This is a genomic window from Cedecea davisae DSM 4568, assembly GCF_000412335.2.
GTDB classification, from domain to species: Bacteria; Pseudomonadota; Gammaproteobacteria; order Enterobacterales; family Enterobacteriaceae; genus Cedecea; species Cedecea davisae.
Window position 1 is genome coordinate 4,332,566 of the sequence record NZ_KE161030.1, and the last position, 19,324, is coordinate 4,351,889.

Annotated in this window: 14 protein-coding genes; 8 read left to right on the top strand and 6 right to left on the bottom strand. The window is 56.1% G+C overall.

Features of this window, described 5'->3' with window-relative positions:
* Positions 1 to 32: 32 nt before the first annotated feature.
* A complete protein-coding gene (gene envZ, locus HMPREF0201_RS19850; protein WP_016538533.1) occupies positions 33 to 1,382 on the bottom strand; it encodes a two-component system sensor histidine kinase EnvZ in 1,350 nt (449 codons plus the stop codon).
* Positions 1,379 to 2,098 carry an osmolarity response regulator transcription factor OmpR gene (ompR, locus tag HMPREF0201_RS19855; RefSeq protein WP_006177890.1) on the bottom strand — a complete coding sequence of 240 codons (720 nt, stop codon included), beginning with the start codon at positions 2,096 to 2,098 and terminating at the stop codon, positions 1,379 to 1,381. Before ompR ends, envZ begins: the two co-directional genes overlap by 4 nt.
* Positions 2,099 to 2,336: 238 nt before the next feature.
* On the opposite strand from ompR, the gene greB reads away from it, so the two are divergent.
* The 5 genes from greB (at position 2,337) to feoC (ending at position 8,567) form a co-directional block, all read left to right on the top strand.
* Positions 2,337 to 2,816, top strand: a complete 480-nt coding sequence (gene greB / locus HMPREF0201_RS19860; protein ID WP_016538534.1) for a transcription elongation factor GreB — start codon at positions 2,337 to 2,339, stop codon at positions 2,814 to 2,816.
* Positions 2,817 to 2,928: 112 nt separating this feature from the next.
* Positions 2,929 to 5,262 carry a Tex family protein gene (locus HMPREF0201_RS19865; RefSeq protein WP_016538535.1) on the top strand — a complete coding sequence of 778 codons (2,334 nt, stop codon included), beginning with the start codon at positions 2,929 to 2,931 and terminating at the stop codon, positions 5,260 to 5,262.
* Positions 5,263 to 5,724: 462 nt separating this feature from the next.
* Entirely contained in the window at positions 5,725 to 5,949 is a 225-nt protein-coding gene (gene feoA, locus HMPREF0201_RS19870; protein ID WP_016538536.1) for a ferrous iron transporter A, read from the top strand.
* A 52-nt stretch (positions 5,950 to 6,001) separates the two neighbouring features.
* Complete coding sequence (feoB, locus tag HMPREF0201_RS19875) at positions 6,002 to 8,320, top strand: Fe(2+) transporter permease subunit FeoB (RefSeq protein WP_016538537.1); 2,319 nt, start codon at positions 6,002 to 6,004, stop codon at positions 8,318 to 8,320.
* Between the two features lie 10 nt (positions 8,321 to 8,330).
* The gene (gene feoC, locus HMPREF0201_RS19880) at positions 8,331 to 8,567 is read left to right on the top strand and encodes a [Fe-S]-dependent transcriptional repressor FeoC (RefSeq protein WP_016538538.1); all 237 of its coding nucleotides are present in this window, start codon (positions 8,331 to 8,333) and stop codon (positions 8,565 to 8,567) included.
* A gap of 46 nt (positions 8,568 to 8,613) precedes the next feature.
* Here feoC and HMPREF0201_RS19885 read toward each other — a convergent pair whose 3' ends face one another.
* Together HMPREF0201_RS19885 and bioH are read right to left on the bottom strand one after the other, a co-directional pair.
* Positions 8,614 to 8,892, bottom strand: a complete 279-nt coding sequence (locus HMPREF0201_RS19885; RefSeq protein ID WP_016538539.1) for a YdgH/BhsA/McbA-like domain containing protein — start codon at positions 8,890 to 8,892, stop codon at positions 8,614 to 8,616.
* Between the two features lie 130 nt (positions 8,893 to 9,022).
* On the bottom strand, positions 9,023 to 9,799 hold the full coding sequence (bioH, locus tag HMPREF0201_RS19890) for a pimeloyl-ACP methyl ester esterase BioH (RefSeq protein WP_016538540.1): 777 nt from the start codon (positions 9,797 to 9,799) through the stop codon (positions 9,023 to 9,025).
* Positions 9,800 to 9,837: 38 nt separating this feature from the next.
* On the opposite strand from bioH, the gene gntX reads away from it, so the two are divergent.
* Both gntX and nfuA read left to right on the top strand, forming a co-directional pair.
* Positions 9,838 to 10,521 (top strand): DNA utilization protein GntX, encoded by a 684-nt coding sequence (gntX, locus tag HMPREF0201_RS19895; RefSeq protein ID WP_055696379.1) that lies wholly within the window; start codon positions 9,838 to 9,840, stop codon positions 10,519 to 10,521.
* A 58-nt stretch (positions 10,522 to 10,579) separates the two neighbouring features.
* On the top strand, positions 10,580 to 11,155 hold the full coding sequence (nfuA, locus tag HMPREF0201_RS19900) for a Fe-S biogenesis protein NfuA (protein WP_016538542.1): 576 nt from the start codon (positions 10,580 to 10,582) through the stop codon (positions 11,153 to 11,155).
* Between the two features lie 123 nt (positions 11,156 to 11,278).
* On the opposite strand, the gene malQ is transcribed toward nfuA, so the two are convergent.
* Together malQ and malP are read right to left on the bottom strand one after the other, a co-directional pair.
* Positions 11,279 to 13,357, bottom strand: a complete 2,079-nt coding sequence (gene malQ, locus HMPREF0201_RS19905; protein ID WP_016538543.1) for a 4-alpha-glucanotransferase — start codon at positions 13,355 to 13,357, stop codon at positions 11,279 to 11,281.
* Between the two features lie 9 nt (positions 13,358 to 13,366).
* Positions 13,367 to 15,769 carry a maltodextrin phosphorylase gene (gene malP / locus HMPREF0201_RS19910; RefSeq protein ID WP_016538544.1) on the bottom strand — a complete coding sequence of 801 codons (2,403 nt, stop codon included), beginning with the start codon at positions 15,767 to 15,769 and terminating at the stop codon, positions 13,367 to 13,369.
* A gap of 422 nt (positions 15,770 to 16,191) precedes the next feature.
* Between malP and malT the strand changes: the two genes are divergently transcribed.
* Positions 16,192 to 18,897, top strand: a complete 2,706-nt coding sequence (malT, locus tag HMPREF0201_RS19915; RefSeq protein WP_016538545.1) for an HTH-type transcriptional regulator MalT — start codon at positions 16,192 to 16,194, stop codon at positions 18,895 to 18,897.
* Positions 18,898 to 19,324 lie beyond the last annotated feature (427 nt).

Consider the following 19,324-nt stretch of genomic DNA (forward strand, 5'->3'; position numbering starts at 1 on the left):
CTTCGGGGTTCGTTTTTTATTTAGCCTGGCGATTAACTTTCGCGATGAGCCACCACGCGGACTATTGGCAGCGGTAAATAAGCACGAATACGCAGCCCACCCCGCTCGCTTTTCCCTAAGTCCAACATCCCGTTATGGTTATCGATAATCCGCTGTACGATGGCTAAGCCAAGCCCGGTGCCGCTGGTACTGCGGGCGCTGTCGCCGCGCACAAACGGCTGGAACAGATGCTGGAGCTGATCCGGCTCAATGCCCGGGCCATCATCCTCAACCTGGAACCAGGCGCGATTTAGCTCGCTGCCGCTGCTAACCTTGATCCAACCGTTACCGTAGCGGGCGGCGTTAACCACCATATTCGCCACCGCGCGCTTAATTGAAAGCGGGTGAATATTAAGGCGAATTTCCCCGTCCATCAGGTCGGTATCAATTTCGCGCTCATAGCCACTCTCGGCGGCGATCACTTCGCCCAGCACGCTGTTAAGATCGGCCATTTCCAGCGGCATTTCCTGCCCGGTGCGCAGGTAGTCGATAAACTGCTCGATAATCGCATTACACTCTTCGATATCTTTATTTATCGACTCCGCCAGATAGCCATCTTCCTGGCCCATCATTTCCGTCGCCAGGCGAATACGCGTCAGCGGCGTACGCAGGTCATGGCTCACGCCCGCCATCAGCAACGTGCGGTCATCGGCAAGCTGCTTAACGCCCGCGGCCATGTGGTTAAACGCCCTGGTTACCGACCTCACTTCCGAAGCCCCGTATTCACGCAGCGGCGGCGGAATTATGCCTTTACCGACCTGCAGCGCTGCGTGCTCCAGGTCGACCAGCGGTCGGTTCTGTATTCGGATAAATAGCCAGGCCCCGCCGATTGCCAGCAGCATAATCGCCAGCGTATAGCGGAACAGCGGGGAGAAATCACCCTGATGGATTTCGGTAAGCGGCACCCGCACCCAGATATTTGGCGACAGCCAGGTTTTCAGCCAGACGACCGGCGAGCTTTTGTTAACCTCAACGCGTACTTCCGTCGGGCCGCCAAGCTGCTGCGCCATCTGCTGGCTGAGAAACTCATAATGCTGCGCCCAGCGCAGGCCTGCATCTTCCGCCGCCTCGTTAGAGTAAAGCGAAATCCCCAGCTCGCGGTAAATCTCACGACGAAATGCAGGCGGCACCACAAGCTGGGTGCCGTCTTCAAGCTGCAGTTTGTCGGTCATCAGCATCCTGACTTCGTACGCCAACACCTTATTAAACTGCTGCAGGCTCGGCAAAATCGCGAAGTTCAGGACCACAAGATAGGTCGTCACCAGGCTGACGAACAGCAAGGTGACGATCAGCAACAGCGTACGGGCAAACGAGCTTCTGGGTGAGAAGCGGACTCGCCTCATGCCTTAGCGCCGTCCGGGACGAAGACGTAGCCAAGACCCCAAACGGTCTGGATATAACGCGGATGCGCCGGGTCCTCTTCCACCATGCGGCGCAGGCGGGAGATTTGTACGTCGATGGAGCGTTCCATCGCGGAGTATTCACGACCGCGCGCAAGGTTCATTAACTTATCGCGGGAAAGCGGCTCACGCGGGTGGCTCACCAGTGCTTTCAGCACCGCAAACTCACCGCTGGTCAGCGGCATAGGCTCGTCTTCGCGGAACATTTCGCGAGTACCGAGGTTCAGCTTGAATTTACCGAACGCAATAACCGCTTCTTCCTGAGAAGGTGCGCCCGGCAGTTCATTGGCCTGACGGCGCAGCACGGCACGAATACGAGCCAGCAGTTCACGTGGGTTAAACGGCTTAGGAATATAGTCATCCGCCCCAATTTCCAGGCCAACGATGCGGTCGACTTCTTCGCCCTTGGCGGTCACCATGATAATCGGCATCGGGTTGCTCTGGCTGCGCAGACGGCGGCAGATAGAAAGGCCATCTTCGCCCGGCAACATCAGGTCCAGCACCATCAGGTGGAAGGATTCGCGGGTCAGCAGGCGATCCATTTGTTCGGCGTTGGCGACGCTGCGAACCTGGAAGCCCTGCTCGGTGAGATAACGCTCTAACAGCGCGCGCAGGCGCATGTCGTCATCGACGACCAGAATTTTATAGTTCTCTTGCATCGTAAGTACTCCCAAAGGCTCGAACAGTTGAGTGTCTATTCTTAAAAAACTGCGTTAATACAACCAGTCAATTCTGGTATACATTCTAGTCGAAATTGTTACAAAGCATATTAAACAGTCGGTTATCAACGTTTTAAATCAAAATTTGGTGACTTGCTTCCCAAATTACGGCGGTTGCATTCCTCATTGAGCATCGGTTTAAATCACACTCTGATTTTACAGGCAGCAGGGCAGAAAAATGAAAACGCCGTTAATCACCCGTGAAGGCTACGAAAAGCTCAAAAAAGAGCTGGATTATCTGTGGCGTGAAGAGCGCCCCGAAGTGACCAAAAAAGTCACCTGGGCGGCAAGCCTCGGCGACCGCAGTGAAAACGCCGACTACCAGTACAATAAAAAGCGGCTCCGCGAGATAGACCGTCGGGTTCGCTATATCACCAAATCCCTTGAGCGGCTGAAAATCGTCGATTACTCGCCGCAGCAGGAAGGCAAAGTCTTCTTTGGTGCCTGGGTCGAAATTGAAAACGACGACGGCAACCTGCTGCGCTTTCGCATCGTCGGTTACGACGAGATTTTTGGCCGCAAGGATTACATTTCTATCGATTCACCGATGGCCCGCGCCCTGCTAAAGAAAGAAGTCGGCGACCAGGCCGTGGTGCAAACCCCGTCCGGGGAGACGCAGTGGTACGTCAATGAAATTGAGTACCCTAAGCCAGAATAACGAGCGGCAGAACAGTCCGAAACCCGATATTCGTCGGTCGGCGGCTGGCAATTTTACGCCCCTATCCGTATAACTGTTTGCTGAATTTTCCGTATTACACAGATGAAAAGCCATGATGAATGATTCGCTTTGCCGCATTATTGCGGGTGAGCTTCACGCCAGAAACGAACAGGTAGAAGCCGCCGTTCGCCTGCTGGATGAAGGGAATACCGTGCCGTTTATCGCACGTTATCGTAAGGAAGTCACCGGCGGTCTGGATGACACGCAACTGCGTCAACTGGAAACTCGTCTTAGTTACCTGCGTGAACTTGAAGAGCGCCGCCAGACCATCCTCAAGTCGATTGCCGACCAGGGCAAACTGAGCGACGAGCTTGCAGGGGCGATTAACGGGACTTTAAGCAAAACCGAGCTTGAAGACCTCTACCTGCCGTATAAACCGAAACGCCGCACCCGCGGGCAAATCGCCATTGAAGCGGGCCTTGAGCCGCTGGCCGACTTGCTGTGGAACGAGCCTTCCCACGAGCCGGAACAGGAAGCAGCCCGCTTCGTTGATGCCGATAAAGGTGTTGCCGACGTCAAAGCCGCGCTGGATGGCGCACGCTATATCCTTATGGAGCGCTTCGCGGAAGACGCTGGGCTGCTGGCCAAAGTGCGTGACTATTTGTGGAAAAATGCCCATCTGGTTTCCGTTGTTGTCAGCGGTAAAGAGGAAGAAGGCGCTAAATTCCGCGACTACTTCGACCACCATGAACCGATTTCCACCGCACCCTCGCACCGCGCGCTGGCGATGTTCCGTGGCCGCAACGAAGGTATTTTACAGCTGTCGCTCAACGCCGACCCGCAGTTTGATGAGCCGCCGCGCGAAAGCTACTGCGAGCAGTTGATCATCAACCATCTCGGTCTGCGCCTGAATAACGCGGCGGCAGACGTCTGGCGTAAAGCGGTTGTCAGCTGGACGTGGCGCATTAAGGTGCTGATGCATCTGGAAACCGAGCTGATGGGCAGCGTGCGCGAACGTGCGGAAGACGAAGCGATTAACGTCTTTGCCCGTAACCTTCACGATCTGCTGATGGCCGCTCCGGCCGGGCTGCGCGCCACAATGGGCCTCGACCCTGGCCTGCGTACCGGCGTGAAGGTGGCGGTAGTTGACGCCACCGGCAAACTGGTCGCGACCGACACGATTTACCCCCATACCGGCCAGGCGGCCAAAGCGGCTGTCGCCGTTGCGGCACTGTGCGAAAAGCACAACGTCGAGCTGGTCGCCATCGGCAACGGCACCGCTTCCCGCGAGACAGAACGTTTCTTCCTCGACGTGCAAAAACAGTTCCCGAAGGTCACGGCGCAGAAAGTTATCGTCAGCGAAGCTGGAGCTTCCGTCTACTCGGCTTCAGAGCTGGCCGCGCTGGAATTCCCGGACCTGGATGTGTCTATTCGCGGCGCTGTTTCCATCGCCCGCCGCCTGCAGGACCCGCTGGCAGAGCTGGTGAAAATCGATCCGAAATCAATCGGCGTTGGCCAGTACCAGCACGACGTGAGCCAAACGCAGCTGGCGAAGAAGCTGGATGCGGTGGTGGAAGACTGCGTAAACGCCGTTGGCGTAGACCTGAATACCGCCTCCGTTCCGCTGCTGACCCGCGTTGCGGGACTAACGCGCATGATGGCGCAGAATATCGTGAGCTGGCGTGATGAAAACGGCCGCTTCCAGAACCGCCAGCAGTTGCTGAAAGTTAGCCGTCTGGGGCCAAAAGCCTTCGAGCAATGTGCGGGCTTCCTGCGTATTAACCACGGCGACAACCCGCTTGATGCTTCTACCGTCCACCCGGAAGCCTACCCGGTGGTCGAGCGTATTCTGGCTGCAACCCAGCAGGCGCTTGCCGACCTGATGGGCAACAGCAACGGGCTGCGCGACCTGAAGGCCAGCCAGTTCACCGATGAGCGTTTCGGGGTGCCAACCGTCACCGACATCATCAAAGAGCTGGAAAAACCGGGCCGCGATCCACGCCCTGAGTTTAAAACCGCGCAGTTTGCTGAAGGCGTTGAAACCATGAACGACCTGACGCCGGGCATGGTGCTGGAAGGTGCGGTGACCAACGTCACTAACTTTGGTGCTTTCGTGGATATCGGCGTTCATCAGGACGGGCTGGTGCATATCTCGTCCCTGTCCGACAAGTTTATCGACGACCCGCATAAAGTGGTGAAAGCAGGCGATATCGTGAAGGTCAAAGTGCTGGAAGTCGATTTGCAACGTAAACGCATCGCTTTAACCATGCGCCTTGACGAGCAGCCGGGCGAAAGCGGTAGCCGTCGCAGCAGCAGTAACAGCCCCCCCCGCGAGCAGAAAGGTCGCCCTGCGGCACAGCCGAAACCGCGCGGGCGTGACAACGCCAGCGGCGGCAACAGCGCAATGATGGATGCGCTGGCGGCAGCAATGGGCAAGAAGCGTTAAATCATGCTCCTCTTCCTGCAAAGGGAGAGGAGTTATTTTCATTTGCGGTGTAAAAACGAAAAAAATAAGCCTGGCTTGATCTAAATCAATTCTCAATAAATACTCAACGCGGAAACCAGCAATTATCACCTTCGTAACATCAGCGATACCTGAATAACATCGCAATAATAATTTAACGCCACAAATTAAAAATAAATTGTAACTATTCAAATAGTTACAGATAACCCCCATCATCAATGCATTACGCCCCCTCTCTAATCACCAGAAAAAAATAATTAAATTCGTTAAATCCGGCCTCAAAAATAAATATTGTGGGCGGTAACCATTCTCATTATCATTGCATTGAACGTTATTTCTTCTCTTTCTTCCGACAGTTTAATTGGCATTCATCGTACGAATACATCGCCATTGAAACGAGAATTCAGCCAGAGTCAATGCAGAGCCCAGCTCTAAGTAGGTCCTATGCAATTCTTACCGAATAGCGCGTGGAAAATTACCGGCTTCGCCCGCGAAATCAGTCCGGCTTATCGCCAGAAATTATTGTCCCTCGGCATGCTTCCGGGTTCCTCGTTTAACGTGGTACGCGTAGCCCCACTCGGCGACCCCATTCATATCGAAACTCGCCGCGTTAGCCTGGTGCTGCGCAAGAAAGATCTCGCGCTGGTTAATGTCGAAGCCGTTTTCTAACGGCAGGTGAGCGCTCGCGCTTGTTGCAAACTCAACGAAGTCCACGAATAAAATGAAAAACTTAACCATTGGTTTAATCGGTAATCCCAACTCGGGGAAAACCACGCTCTTCAATCAGCTGACGGGTGCCCGCCAGCGCGTGGGCAACTGGGCTGGTGTGACCGTAGAACGTAAAGAAGGTCAGTTTTCCACCCTTGAGCATCAGGTGACGCTGGTTGATTTACCCGGCACCTATTCACTCACCACTATTTCGTCCCAGACTTCTCTTGATGAGCAAATCGCCTGCCACTACATCCTCAGCGGCGATGCAGACTTGCTGGTAAACGTGGTTGATGCTTCCAACCTTGAGCGCAACCTGTACCTCACCCTGCAACTGCTGGAGCTGGGCATTCCGTGCGTGGTCGCGCTTAACATGCTCGACATCGCCGAGAAGCAGGCCATCCGTATTGATATCGATGCCCTCGCCGCTCGCCTGGGCTGCCCGGTCGTGCCGCTGGTCTCAACCCGCGGTCGCGGCATCGAAAGCCTGAAGCTCGCCATCGACCGCAAACAGCCCAACCAACAAAGTGACCTGGTGCATTATCCGCAGGTCTTGTTGCAGCAGGCAGACAGCCTTGCCGCAGACATGCCGCAGGAGATGCCCGCCAAACAGCGCCGCTGGCTGGCGCTTCAAATGTTGGAAGGCGATATCTACAGCCAGGCTTACGCTGGCAACGCTTCCGACAAGCTGGAAATTGCTCGCGCCCATCTGGCGGAGACGATTGAAGATCCGGCCCTGCTGATTGCCGATGCGCGTTATCAGAGCATTGCTTCGGTATGCGAGGCGGTCAGCAACAGCCTGACGGCGGAGCCAAATCGCCTGACCGTAGCGATGGACAAAGTCATCCTCAACCGCTATCTCGGCCTGCCGGTATTTATGCTGGTGATGTATCTGATGTTCCTGCTGGCGATTAATATCGGCGGCGCGCTACAGCCAATATTTGACGCAGGCTCGGTCGCTATCTTTATCCACGGCATTCAGTGGCTGGGGTACACGCTGCATTTCCCGAACTGGCTCACCGTCTTCCTGGCTCAGGGCGTGGGCGGCGGGATCAACACCGTGCTGCCGCTGGTGCCGCAAATCGGCATGATGTATCTGTTCCTCTCCTTCCTGGAGGACTCCGGCTACATGGCTCGCGCCGCATTTGTGATGGACCGCCTGATGCAGTCTCTCGGTCTGCCGGGCAAATCATTCGTGCCGCTAATCGTTGGCTTCGGCTGTAACGTGCCTTCGGTTATGGGCGCACGAACTCTGGATGCCCCACGCGAACGCCTGATGACCATTATGATGGCACCGTTTATGTCCTGCGGCGCTCGGCTGGCAATTTTCGCGGTATTTGCCGCTGCCTTCTTCGGCCAGCAGGGCGCGCTGATTGTGTTCTCCCTTTATATTCTCGGCATCGTGATGGCGATTCTCACCGGCCTGATGCTGAAACACACCATCATGCGCGGCGAGGCGACGCCTTTTGTTATGGAGCTACCGGTTTATCACGTTCCGCACCTTAAGAGCCTGCTGCTGCAAACCTGGCAACGTCTGAAAGGCTTTGTACTGCGTGCCGGTAAAGTGATTGTCATCGTCAGTATTTTCATCGGCGCGTTGAACAGCTTCTCGTTCAGCGGCAAAGCGGTAGATAACATCAACGACTCGGCTCTGGCATCCGTCAGCCGTGTGTTAACACCGCTGTTGAAACCGATCGGCGTGCATGAAGACAACTGGCAGGCTACCGTTGGGTTGTTTACCGGCGCGATGGCAAAAGAAGTTGTGGTCGGTACCCTGAACACCCTTTACACCGCCGAAGATATTCATAACGAAGAGTTCGACGCGGCCAGCTTTAATCTGGTTGACGAACTCGGTGCCGCCGCCGATGAAACCTGGCAGAGCCTGAAAAATACCTTCAGCCTCAGCGTGCTGGCAAACCCGATAGAGGCCAGCAAAGGCGACGGGGAGATGTCCTCCGGCCCGATGGGCGTGATGAGCAGCAAGTTTGGCAGCGAAGCCGCGGCCTACAGCTACCTTATCTTCGTCCTGCTCTATATCCCGTGCATCTCCGTAATGGGTGCGATTGCCCGTGAGTCCAGCCGCGGCTGGATGACCTTCTCGGTGCTTTGGGGGCTGAACATCGCCTATTCGCTCTCCACGCTGTACTACCAGAGCGTCACCTTCAGCGCCCATCCTCGGTTTAGCCTGGTCTGTATTCTTGCGGTGGTGCTTTTCAACGTGCTGCTGCTTGGCGGCCTGCGCCGCGCCCGCAGCCGGGTTGACGTGTCGCTGTTGGCAACCAGAAAAACGCCGTCCACCTGCTGCCAGAGCAGCGCGGGCGACTGCCATTAAGGAGCGAATCATGGCGAGCCTGATTGATATCCGCAACGCGTTGGCGCTCCAGGGCCGCCTGGAAGCCTCGCAGATAAGCCAGCAGCTCGCTACGCCCCTGCCAATGGTTACCGCCATGCTGGGGCGACTTGAAGCCATGGGCAAAGCGATGCGCATCAGCGAAGACCCGAGTAGCTGCCTGACGGGGAGCTGCAAAAGTTGCCCGGAAGGAAAGAAATGCGTGCGGGAGCTTTGGGCCTTACGCTAGATAAAAAAAGGCGGGTCATCCCCGCCTTGCTTCATTCCTGAGTGTGTTACTTCGCTATTTTGTACACGTCCGCAGTGGCATGCACGTTTTTGGTGTATTTCTCAGCGCTGGTCACGACAAAGTAGTCCCCGCCCAGCTTATCGGCCTTTTTGGTTAGATCTCTTCTTGCGTCCATCGGCGCGGAGGTTTTATCCGTCACGATAGTGCCGATTTTAGTTAACTTCATGCCTGCAACTTTATCTTTTTCAAGTTCTTTAGCCGCAAAAGCGCCAAAGGAAACAGCACTAACCAACAATGTCGTAACGATGCCTGTTATCAATTTCATAGCCAGCACTCTCCGTAGGTATCTGTTTTTTTCAACCGGGATTCACCCCGTAACGGTTAATTATTCACCCTTTGCACGGTGAATAATTGAGTATTGGCACAAAATGATTTTTTCGCCACGGATGAACAGGTTACTCCTCCAGCTGTTGATTAAGCTCAAGTAGCGTCTGGCAAAACTCATTCGGGTGAGAGATAAACGGCGCATGAGCCGCTTTAGCGAATATCTGCGAACGAGACTGCGGCCAAAGTTCGTCGAGCAAAGGTACGATTTTGCGCGGCACCAGCCCGTCCAGGCGACCATACAAGCGTAAATGTGGAACGGTTGAATGAGCCAGAGCGGCTCGCAGGTCGGTCGTTCTCAGGATCTCCAACCCGCCGTTTAATACTTCAACCTCCGGCATCGGCTGCTCAAGCACCACCGATTTAAGCAGGCGTGCGTCCTGGCGAGCCGTTTCCGTACCCATAGTTTGCAGCGCGAGGAAGCGTTCGACCGTGCGCTGAAAATCTTCGCTAAGCTGCTGCTGGAAACCGGCCAGCACCTCAGGCTTGATCCCCGGCCAGTCGCCGCTGGCGGTGAAGCAGGGAGAGGAAGCTACCGTCACCAGACCCCGCACTCGCTCCGGCTGTAAAAGCGAAATCTGGCTTGCCACAAGCCCGCCCAGACTCCAGCCCAGCCAGATAGCGCGCTCCGGCGCCTGAGCCAACACGATGTCCGCCATTTGCTCCAGGGTTAACGAGCCAAAACCTTTGCTCCTGCCGTAGCCCGGCAAATCAACAAGGTGAAGCCGGAAATGCGAGCCGAGTTCCGCCGTAATGTTATGCCACACTCCGGCATTCAGTCCCCATCCGTGCAACAGCACAAGATCGTCTTTTCCTTCACCTTTTGTTTGCCACCACAGGTCGCTCATCAGTTACCGTTCTCGTTTTAATCCGCAAGGAGGCCGCTATGCTAACAATCCCTGGCCGCTGTTGGCTATGCCAGTTACCGCTCGCGTGCCCGGGGTGGGGAATTTGCTCACGCTGCACCGGCTCGCTTCCACAACCTCCGCCCTGCTGCTCGTGCTGCGGCCTGCCCGCATTAAGCGGAAAATTGCTCTGCGGGCGCTGCCTGCAAAAACAGCCGGAGTGGGACAAGCTAACCTTCGTGACAGATTACCTTCCGCCGCTGAATAAGCTTATCCACCAGCTAAAATTTAACGGTTCACCTTCCCTCGCCCCGGCGCTGGCCCGGCTTTTACTGCTGAGCGTGCTGGCCGCCAGGCGCGAAGGCAAAATTAGCCTGCCGGACCTCATCCTCAGCGTGCCGCTGCACCACACCCGGGCATGGCGGCGCGGCTATAACCAAAGCGCACTTATTGCCACCCCGCTGGCACATTGGCTGGGGCGAGAACATTTGCCTTTTGCTATCAAACGCATACGTTCATCACCCGCGCAGAGCCGGCTGACGGCCAGGCAGCGAAAGAAGAATTTGAAAGGCATCTTTAGGGTTGAAATCCCGGTGGCAGGTCGCCATATCGTTGTTGTGGATGATGTCGTGACGACGGGTAGCACTGTTGCGGAGATAGCGCGCATGCTGAAGAGGCAGGGCGCGGCGACTGTCCAGGTATGGTGCCTGTGTCGAACCTTGTAGACCCTCGACGATGGGCGTATTATAACCGACTAAAATAGTCAACTATTGAGCAATCGTTATGATCCGTATTTCCGATGCTGCACAATCCCACTTTGCCAAACTGCTGGCAAATCAGGAAGAAGGGACGCAAATCCGCGTATTCGTAATCAATCCTGGCACCCCAAATGCGGAGTGTGGTGTGTCCTATTGTCCGCCGGATGCGGTTGAAGCTACCGATACCGCCCTGCCGTTTGAGCAGTTAACCGCTTATGTGGACGAGCTGAGCGCACCTTATCTTGAAGATGCCGAAATTGACTTCGTCACCGACCAGCTTGGCTCCCAGCTGACGCTGAAAGCGCCAAACGCGAAGATGCGTAAAGTTTCCGACGATGCGCCGCTGATGGAGCGCGTTGAGTATATGCTGCAGGCCACCGTTAACCCACAGCTGGCAGGCCACGGCGGCCGCGTAACGCTGATGGAAATCACCGACGAAGGCTACGCTATTCTGCAATTTGGCGGCGGCTGTAACGGCTGTTCAATGGTAGACGTAACGCTGAAAGAAGGGATTGAGAAGCAGCTGCTGAACGAGTTCCCTGAGCTGAAAGGCGTGCGTGACCTGACCGAGCACCAGCGCGGCGAGCACTCTTATTACTAATTAGATAAACCCCTCACCCCGGCCCTCCCCCCCAAAGGGGTGAGGGAGGAAAGAGCTCTCGTAGGTTTCACCATGCTGTTCCCTCTCCTTTCCAGGGAGAGGGTTAGGGTGAGGGTCGTCAAATCACATTTTCTTACGCCGTTTATCTAAATCCTTCAGCAGCTTATTCACTCTCTCATCGCCAAACATCTGCTCAAGCGAATGCGTTAACTTGCGACGCCAGTTTTTATACTGATCGCTGGTTCCCGGAATATTCACCGGTTCCGCCATATCCAGCCAGTCTTCCGGCTGTAGCCCAAGTAAGGCGCTGTTGCTGTCGGCTATATAGCGCTGCATCCCGCGATTTAATGTATCGGTCATGGTCATCAGGCTGGCTTTGTGCCCTGCACGTTTCGGCAGGCAGCCGTACTTATGCAGGCTGTCCAGCAGGCCCTGTTTAGCCCTTTCGCGATCCTCATACAGTCCTTTCAGAACGGCTTCATCGGGATAAAGCCCGAGCGTTTTGCCGAGCGTTAAATCGCCGCTGTTCCAGTAGCCCCGCAGGGTAGGCAGGTCGTGAGTCGTTGCGACCGCCATAGACTGTTTCAGCCACGCGGCAGGTGCGCGGAACTGCTTCTCGCCGTCATGTTCGAAATACAGCACTTTGTACGAGTAAACCCCGCTGTCGCGCAGCTTGCCGACAATTTCCACCGGCACGGTTCCCAAATCCTCGCCAATCACCATGCAGCGGTGCCGCTGGCTTTCAAGGGCCAGAATGGCAAGCAGGTCGTCTACCGGATACTGAACGTAAGCCCCTTTATCCGCCGTTTCGCCGTAAGGGATCCACCACAGCCGCAGCATAGACATAACGTGATCTATGCGCAGCGCGCCGCAGTGGGTCATATTGGCACGCAGCAATTCGACGAAAGGCTGGTAGGCACGAGCCACCATCACATGAGGATCAACCGGCGGCAGCCCCCAGTTCTGCCCAAGCGGCCCGAGAATATCAGGCGGCGCGCCCACGGAGGCTTTCAGGCAGTAGAGTTCACGGTCGCACCAGGTTTCAGACCCGCCTTCCGCCACGCCTACCGCCAGATCGCGGTAGAGGCCAATCGGCATGTTATAGCCCTGGCTCTCGTCCCAGCAGGCTTTAAACTGACGCCAGGCAAGATATTGCAGCCAAAGCCAGAAGTTAACCTCGTCGCGATGTTCATCGCAGAACAACTTAACCTCGGCGCTGTGGGCATCACGATAGCCTTCCGGCCAAACCGGCCAGCCCCAGCGCATTGCGTCCTGCTTGACCTGGTTTGCATGCAGCGCGTCATAAGCCGCCTGATAAAACAGCCCTTCACCGCCGTCGGCAACAAACTGGTTAAACGCCGCAACCTGCGGGTCTTTAGCCTTCCGCTGAGAAAACTGCTGCCACGCCATGCGCAGAGCGGAAATCTTGAGCGCCGTAACGGCAGAATAATCTACCCACTCGGCGTCCCTGGCCGCACGAAGCTGCTGCTGAGTCGAGCTTTTTTTCCACCACGCCTGCGCCTCTTTGCTGCTCTGAAAATCTTCAACCGCGTTAACGTCAATATAGATAACGTTCAGCCAGCGGCGAGATGAAGGGCTATACGGGCTGGCGCTCTCCGGGTTCGCCGGGTATAAAGCATGGATAGGGTTAAGGCCGATAAACGATCCGCCACGGGCCGCAACATCTGCCAGCATGAGCTTTAAATCGCCAAAGTCCCCAATTCCCCAGTTTGCGTCGGAGCGCAGAGTGTAGAGCTGCACGCAGGCGCCCCACAGTTTTTTATCCTGCAATAAAGCATCCGGCTCATAACAGCGCTGCGGCGCAACGATAATCCGGCAGGCCCAGCGGCGGCCACCCTGCTCCACCCTCAGGTCGTGATAACCTTCAGGGAGTTTGGCGGGCAGCACCAGGTTCTTCCCGGCCACCGCGCTGCCGTGATGCTGCTCTCCGTCTTCGGTCGTCAGATGCCAGCTAAATTCCCCTTCGCCCACCAGCGCCAGCTGCATACGCTGCCCGGCGGTAAAGACCTTAACGCCTGCCACCGGGCCAGGCCCGGATTCAGGTGCCGCAGTGCGGTTCATCGCCTCCAGCAGACGCCTTTTAGTGTCCTCAGGAATATCCTGCGGCTTACCGTGCGCGTTGATGTAGTTCGGGCTAATTCCTGCCGCCAGAGCAGCTTTATCAAGGCGTTTGCGTTCCATGGCGCTCCCTTAGCGTTTTGCCTGCCAGATACGTTGCTGGTAATCGCGAATCGAGCGATCGGAGCTAAACATTCCGCAGCGGGCGCTGTTCAGAATCGCCGCACGAGTCCAGGCCTCCTGGTCGAGATAGAGCTTGTCGGCAAGCTTCTGCGCTTCGGCGTAGGCGCTGAAGTCCGCCATCACCAGATACGGGTCGCCGCCTTCTTTACCCATGCTGTGCAGCATCTGATCGAAAGCGTGTTTATCGCCGTCGCTGTATTTACCCTGCTCAAGTTCTTTGAGCACCGCATCCAGCACCTTGTCTTTCTTGCGCCATTTCAGCGGATCATAGCCTTTCGCTTTCAGCGCTTTAACCTGCTCCACCGTATGGCCGAAGATAAAGATATTCTCGTCGCCGACCTTCTCGGCAATCTCAACGTTAGCGCCGTCCAGCGTGCCGACCGTTAACGCGCCGTTAAGCGCCAGCTTCATGTTGCCGGTACCGGAGGCTTCTTTGCCTGCGGTAGAAATCTGCTCTGAGATATCCGCCGCCGGGATCATCACTTCCGCCGCTGAAACGCAGTAATCCGGCAGGAACACGACCTTCAGCTTGTCTCCAACCAGCGGATCGTTATTCACCGCTTCGGCCACTTTGTTAATCGCGAAGATGATATTTTTAGCCAGGTAGTAGCCCGGCGCGGCTTTCGCCCCAAACAAATAGACGCGCGGCACGCGGTCTGCATTCGGGTTTTCACGGATTTCTTTGTACTGCGCCAGGATATGCAGCAGGTTCAGGTGCTGGCGTTTGTACTCGTGCAGGCGTTTTATTTGCACATCAAACAGCGCGTCCGGGCTAATCACAATTCCGGTTCGCGCCTTCACGAACGCGGCCAGCTTCACTTTGTTCTGGTATTTAATCTCGCGCCAGGTCTGGCGGAATTTGGCGTCATCGGCGTATTTTTCCAGCCCTTCCAGCACGTCGAGATTGTTGGCCCACTCTTTTTTCAGCGTTTTGTCGAACAGCGCGGCCAGCGCCGGGTTGCACTGCTTGATCCAGCGGCGCGGCGTAATGCCGTTGGTCACGTTGTGGAATTTATTCGGCCAAAGCTGGTGATACTCAGGGAACAGATCTTTTACCACCAGCTCAGAATGCAGCGCCGCAACGCCGTTCACCGCGAAGCCGCCCACTACGCAAAGGTTAGCCATGCGCACCTGTTTGTTGTGCACCACGGCAAGCTTCGCCCAAACGGCTTCGTCACCCGGCCAGGTTTTATCGACCAGCACTTTAAACCGCTTATTGATTTCAGTGATTATCTGCATATGCCGCGGCAACAGCGCCTTAACCAGCTTTTCATCCCAGCACTCAAGCGCTTCCGGCATCAGAGTGTGGTTGGTGTAGGCGAAAGTTTTGCTGGTGATTGCCCAGGCGTCGTCCCAGCTCAGTTGATGCTCGTCAATCAGCACGCGCAGCAGCTCAGGGATAGCGATAGTCGGGTGCGTGTCGTTCAACTGGATAACTTCGTAATCCGGCAGCTCGGCAAGCTTGCGGCCCGCCAGATGATGACGGCGAAGAATGTCTGCCACCGAACAGGCGCACTGGAAATACTGCTGCATCAGGCGCAGCTTTTTGCCGTTCAGATGGTTGTCGTTCGGGTAAAGCACTTTAGTCAGCTTTTCGGCATCAATGCCCTGCTGCTCGGCCTTCAGGAATTCGCCGTCGTTAAATTTAGTCAGATCGAACGGATGGGCGTGTTTGGCCTGCCAGAGGCGCAGCGGCTGAGCCACGCCGTTACGGTAGCCAAGCACGGGCAGATCCCATGCTTCACCGTGAAAAATAAAGGCTGGCTCCCAGCGCTGAATTTTCCCGGCTTTCACTACTTTGCCTCCCACGCCAACCTGGACGTCAAGCTGGGTATTATGGCGGAACCAGGGATAGCTTCCGCGCAGCCAGTCGTCCGGGGCTTCCATCTGCTTGCCGTCCTTGAAGGACTGGCGGAACAGGCCGTACTGATAGTTAAGGCCATAGCCAATTGCCGACTGCCCAACCGTCGCCATTGAATCCAGGAAACAGGCTGCAAGCCGCCCCAGTCCGCCGTTACCCAGCGCCGGGTCAATCTCTTCTTCCAGCAGGTCGGTGAGGCTAATCTGGTGCTCCTGAAGCACCTCACTTACCTCAGAGAACCAGCCCAAATTAAGCAGGTTATTTCCCGTCAGGCGGCCAATCAGAAACTCCATAGAGATGTAGTTTACATGGCGCTGTTTAGCTGCGGGTTTGGCGGCAGGAGAAGCAGCCAAAAGCTCGGCCAGCGCTCCGCTAACCGCATGCCACCACTGGCTACGGGTTATTTCACCGGCATCATGAAGCCCATAACGCTGCCACTGGCGCGTCAGAGCGGCCTGAAACTGTTGTTTACTGAAGATCGGCTGTGACATAGGAAATCGGTCCTGTAATGTTCGAAAATCATTACCCGTTAGTGTGCCGGGCAGCCTGGTTGACTTCCTCATCCCGCTGCGGATTAGGCGGGGAGGAGTAGCGAGGATGAGCGAAAAATGTGATCTCTGCCACCCGCCGACGCGATGTAACAGGTTTCATTCGTTCCGGAGCAAGGAGTGAGCAATCGCATTCATGAAAAAAATGGAACTGTGACAGGGTGCAACTTACCGAGCACGGAAAGTTCAACAATCTTGCAATAAAGAACGTTCTGGTCGACCTTATCCGTAAGCATTAATTACGAAGCGTAAAAAAAATCGCATCCTTGAACATTTTCCCTCCTTTATTGTCTACGCGGCCGCGCGAAACGGCGCTGCTGCGTGCAATATGTCGGGGAAATTTATACACAGTGAAGTGATCAACTATGTTAATCCCATCCAAATTAAGTCGCCCTGTTCGGCTGGAAAACACTGTGGTTCGCGACCGCCTGTTGGTGAAGCTTTCGACTGCCGCCAACTACCGGCTGGCGCTGATCGCCAGCCCCGCAGGTTACGGTAAAACTACCCTGGTCTCACAGTGGGCGGCGGGGAAAAAAGAGCTGGGCTGGTACTCCCTGGATGAGGGGGACAACCAGCAAGAGCGCTTTGCCAGCTACCTGATCGCCGCCGTTCAGCACGCCACCGGCAGCCACTGTGTCAGCAGCGAAATCATGGCGCAAAAACGCCAGTACGCCAGCCTTTCGTCGCTATTTTCCCAGCTGTTTATCGAGCTGGCAGGATGGGATAAACCGCTGTATCTGGTGATTGATGATTATCACCTGATAAGCAACCCGGTTATCCACGAAGCGATGCGTTTCTTTATTCGCCACCAGCCGGAAAACCTGACGCTGGTTATTTTGTCGCGCAATTTACCCCAGCTTGGTATTGCCAACCTGCGGGTGCGCGATCAGCTGCTGGAAATCGGCAGCCAGCAGCTCGCCTTTACCCATCAGGAAGCCAAGCAGTTCTTTGATAACCGCCTGGCAAGCCCGATTGAGCACGCCGACAGCAGCCGTCTGTGCGATGACGTTGCCGGATGGGTTACCGCCCTCCAGCTTATCGCCCTTTCCGCACGCCAGAGCAACACGCCCGCCCAGCATTCGGCGCGCCGCCTGTCGGGCATCAACGCCAGCCATCTGTCGGACTATCTGGTAGATGAGGTGCTGAATAACGTAGACGCGGATACCCGCAACTTCCTGCTGCGCAGCTCTATTTTGCGCTCGATGAACGACGCGCTGATTGTCCGGGTCACCGGCGAAGAAAACGGCCAGATGCGCCTGGAAGAGACCGAGCGCCAGGGCTTGTTCCTGCAGCGCATGGATGATTCGGGAGAATGGTTCTGTTTCCACCCGCTGTTCGGCAGTTTCCTGCGTCAACGCTGCCAGTGGGAGCTGGCCGCTGAGCTGCCCGATATTCACCGCGCGGCGGCAGAAAGCTGGATGGCTCAGGGCTTCCCGAGCGAGGCAATTCACCACGCGCTGGCGGCCGGTGATGCCAATATGCTACGCGATATTCTGCTGGGCCACGCCTGGGCGCTGTTTAACCACAGCGAGCTGACGCTGCTGGAAGAATCGCTCAAGGCGCTGCCGTGGGAAAGCCTGCTGGAGAACCCGAAGCTGGTGCTCCTCCAGGCCTGGCTGATGCAAAGCCAGCATCGTTACAGCGAAGTAAATACCCTGCTGGCTCGCGCCGAGCAGGAGATGGATTTAGTCATCGACGATACGCTACACGGCGAATTCAACGCCCTGCGCGCTCAGGTGGCGATTAATGCTGGCGACCCGGCAGAAGCCGAGCGTCTGGCGATGGTGGCGCTGGAAATGCTGCCCCTGGCCAATTTTTACAGCCGCATAGTGGCAACCTCCGTTCATGGCGAAGTGCTGCACTGCAAGGGCGATCTCACTAAGTCGCTCTCGGTAATGCAGCAAACCGAGCAGATGGCGCGCCGCCACGATGTCTGGCACTACGCGCTTTGGAGCCTCATCCAGCAAAGCGAAATTCTGCTGGCGCAGGGTTTCCTGCAGGCGGCCTGGGAAACCCAGGAAAAAGCCTTTGTGTTAATCCGCGAGCAGCATCTTGAACAGCTCCCGCTGCACGAGTTCCTACAGCGTATTCGCGCTCAACTACTTTGGGCGTGGGCGCGACTGGATGAAGCAGAAGCAGCCGCTCGCTGCGGAATGGAGGTGCTTTCCAGCTTCCAGCCGCCTCAGCAGCTACAGTGTCTGGCGCTGCTGGTTCAGTGCTCGCTGGCCCGAGGCGACCTGGACAATGCCCGCAATCACCTTAACCGTCTTGAAAATTTACTCGGGAACGGTCCCTGGCACAGTGACTGGGTGTCTAATGCCGACAAGGTACGAGTTATCTACTGGCAAATGACCGGCGACAAGAAGTCGGCCGCCAACTGGTTACGCCAGACGCCGAAGCCGGAGTTCGCCAATAACCACTTCCTGCAAAGCCAGTGGCGCAACATCGCCCGGGTGCAGATCCTGCTCGGCGAATATGATCCTGCGGAAATGGTGCTGGAAGAGTTAAACGAAAACGCCCGCAGCCTGCGCCTGATGAGCGATCTCAACCGCAACCTGCTGCTGCTGAACCAGCTTTACTGGCAGGCTGGGCGCAAGAGCGACGCCCAGCGCGTTCTGCTTGAGGCGCTGGCGCTGGCAAACCGCACCGGGTTTATCAGCCACTTTGTGATTGAAGGTGAGCCGATGGCTCAGCAGCTGCGCCAGCTGATCCAGCTCAATACGCTGCCGGAGCTGGACCAGCACCGCGCCCAGCGTATTCTGCGCGAAATTAATCAGCATCATCGCCACAAGTTCGCGCACTTCGACGAAAGCTTTGTTAACCGCCTGCTGAATCACCCCGAGGTGCCGGAGCTTATCCGCACCAGCCCGCTTACCCAGCGCGAATGGCAGGTGCTGGGGCTGATTTATTCTGGTTACAGCAATGAGCAGATAGCGGGCGAGCTGGATGTCGCTGCGACCACGATAAAAACGCACATTCGTAATTTGTATCAGAAGCTTGGCGTGGCACATCGCCAGGAAGCGGTGCTGCACGCGCAGAAATTGCTGAAGATGATGGGATATGGGGTTTAAATAGGGCGCATTCAATGCAGCTCCAGGCATACATTGGCCTGGCTTTCAGAAATGTGTAAATAGCAATAATCTAAAGGCATTGCCTCTATAAGCCTGCAATTTTTCCGTTCACCCGTAGTACTTTTCCCCTGCACGTTCCGCGAACGGTGAACGTGTCAGGGGAGTCACCGTCACTCCCCTGAGAACCCGGACTCCCGGCGAGAGAAAACGGAGGCGATTTAAGCCGGAACAACGGCCACGCTTTTGTCTCCGGTTCTCATTATCCCCCTCACCCCGTCCCTCTCCCCAAACGGGCGAGGGGGCAAAAAATAGATTTGTATCACCAGTGCCAGATCGCGTTAGATTCCGCAGCCACGCCCTTTTCCCCGGCTCTCATCGTCCCCGGCTTTGACCCAATTCAGACGGGGTTGAGCTGCCGGGAGCAGCG

Excerpts from the sequence above, each read along its gene's own strand:
- envZ (WP_016538533.1), bottom strand. The coding sequence starts at position 1,382 with ATGAGGCGAGTCCGCTTCTCACCCAGAAGCTCGTTTGCCCGTACGCTG.
- ompR (WP_006177890.1), bottom strand. The coding sequence starts at position 2,098 with ATGCAAGAGAACTATAAAATTCTGGTCGTCGATGACGACATGCGCCTG.
- greB (WP_016538534.1), top strand. The coding sequence starts at position 2,337 with ATGAAAACGCCGTTAATCACCCGTGAAGGCTACGAAAAGCTCAAAAAA.
- HMPREF0201_RS19865 (WP_016538535.1), top strand. The coding sequence starts at position 2,929 with ATGATGAATGATTCGCTTTGCCGCATTATTGCGGGTGAGCTTCACGCC.
- feoA (WP_016538536.1), top strand. The coding sequence starts at position 5,725 with ATGCAATTCTTACCGAATAGCGCGTGGAAAATTACCGGCTTCGCCCGC.
- feoB (WP_016538537.1), top strand. The coding sequence starts at position 6,002 with ATGAAAAACTTAACCATTGGTTTAATCGGTAATCCCAACTCGGGGAAA.
- feoC (WP_016538538.1), top strand. The coding sequence starts at position 8,331 with ATGGCGAGCCTGATTGATATCCGCAACGCGTTGGCGCTCCAGGGCCGC.
- HMPREF0201_RS19885 (WP_016538539.1), bottom strand. The coding sequence starts at position 8,892 with ATGAAATTGATAACAGGCATCGTTACGACATTGTTGGTTAGTGCTGTT.
- bioH (WP_016538540.1), bottom strand. The coding sequence starts at position 9,799 with ATGAGCGACCTGTGGTGGCAAACAAAAGGTGAAGGAAAAGACGATCTT.
- gntX (WP_055696379.1), top strand. The coding sequence starts at position 9,838 with ATGCTAACAATCCCTGGCCGCTGTTGGCTATGCCAGTTACCGCTCGCG.
- nfuA (WP_016538542.1), top strand. The coding sequence starts at position 10,580 with ATGATCCGTATTTCCGATGCTGCACAATCCCACTTTGCCAAACTGCTG.
- malQ (WP_016538543.1), bottom strand. The coding sequence starts at position 13,357 with ATGGAACGCAAACGCCTTGATAAAGCTGCTCTGGCGGCAGGAATTAGC.
- malP (WP_016538544.1), bottom strand. The coding sequence starts at position 15,769 with ATGTCACAGCCGATCTTCAGTAAACAACAGTTTCAGGCCGCTCTGACG.
- malT (WP_016538545.1), top strand. The coding sequence starts at position 16,192 with ATGTTAATCCCATCCAAATTAAGTCGCCCTGTTCGGCTGGAAAACACT.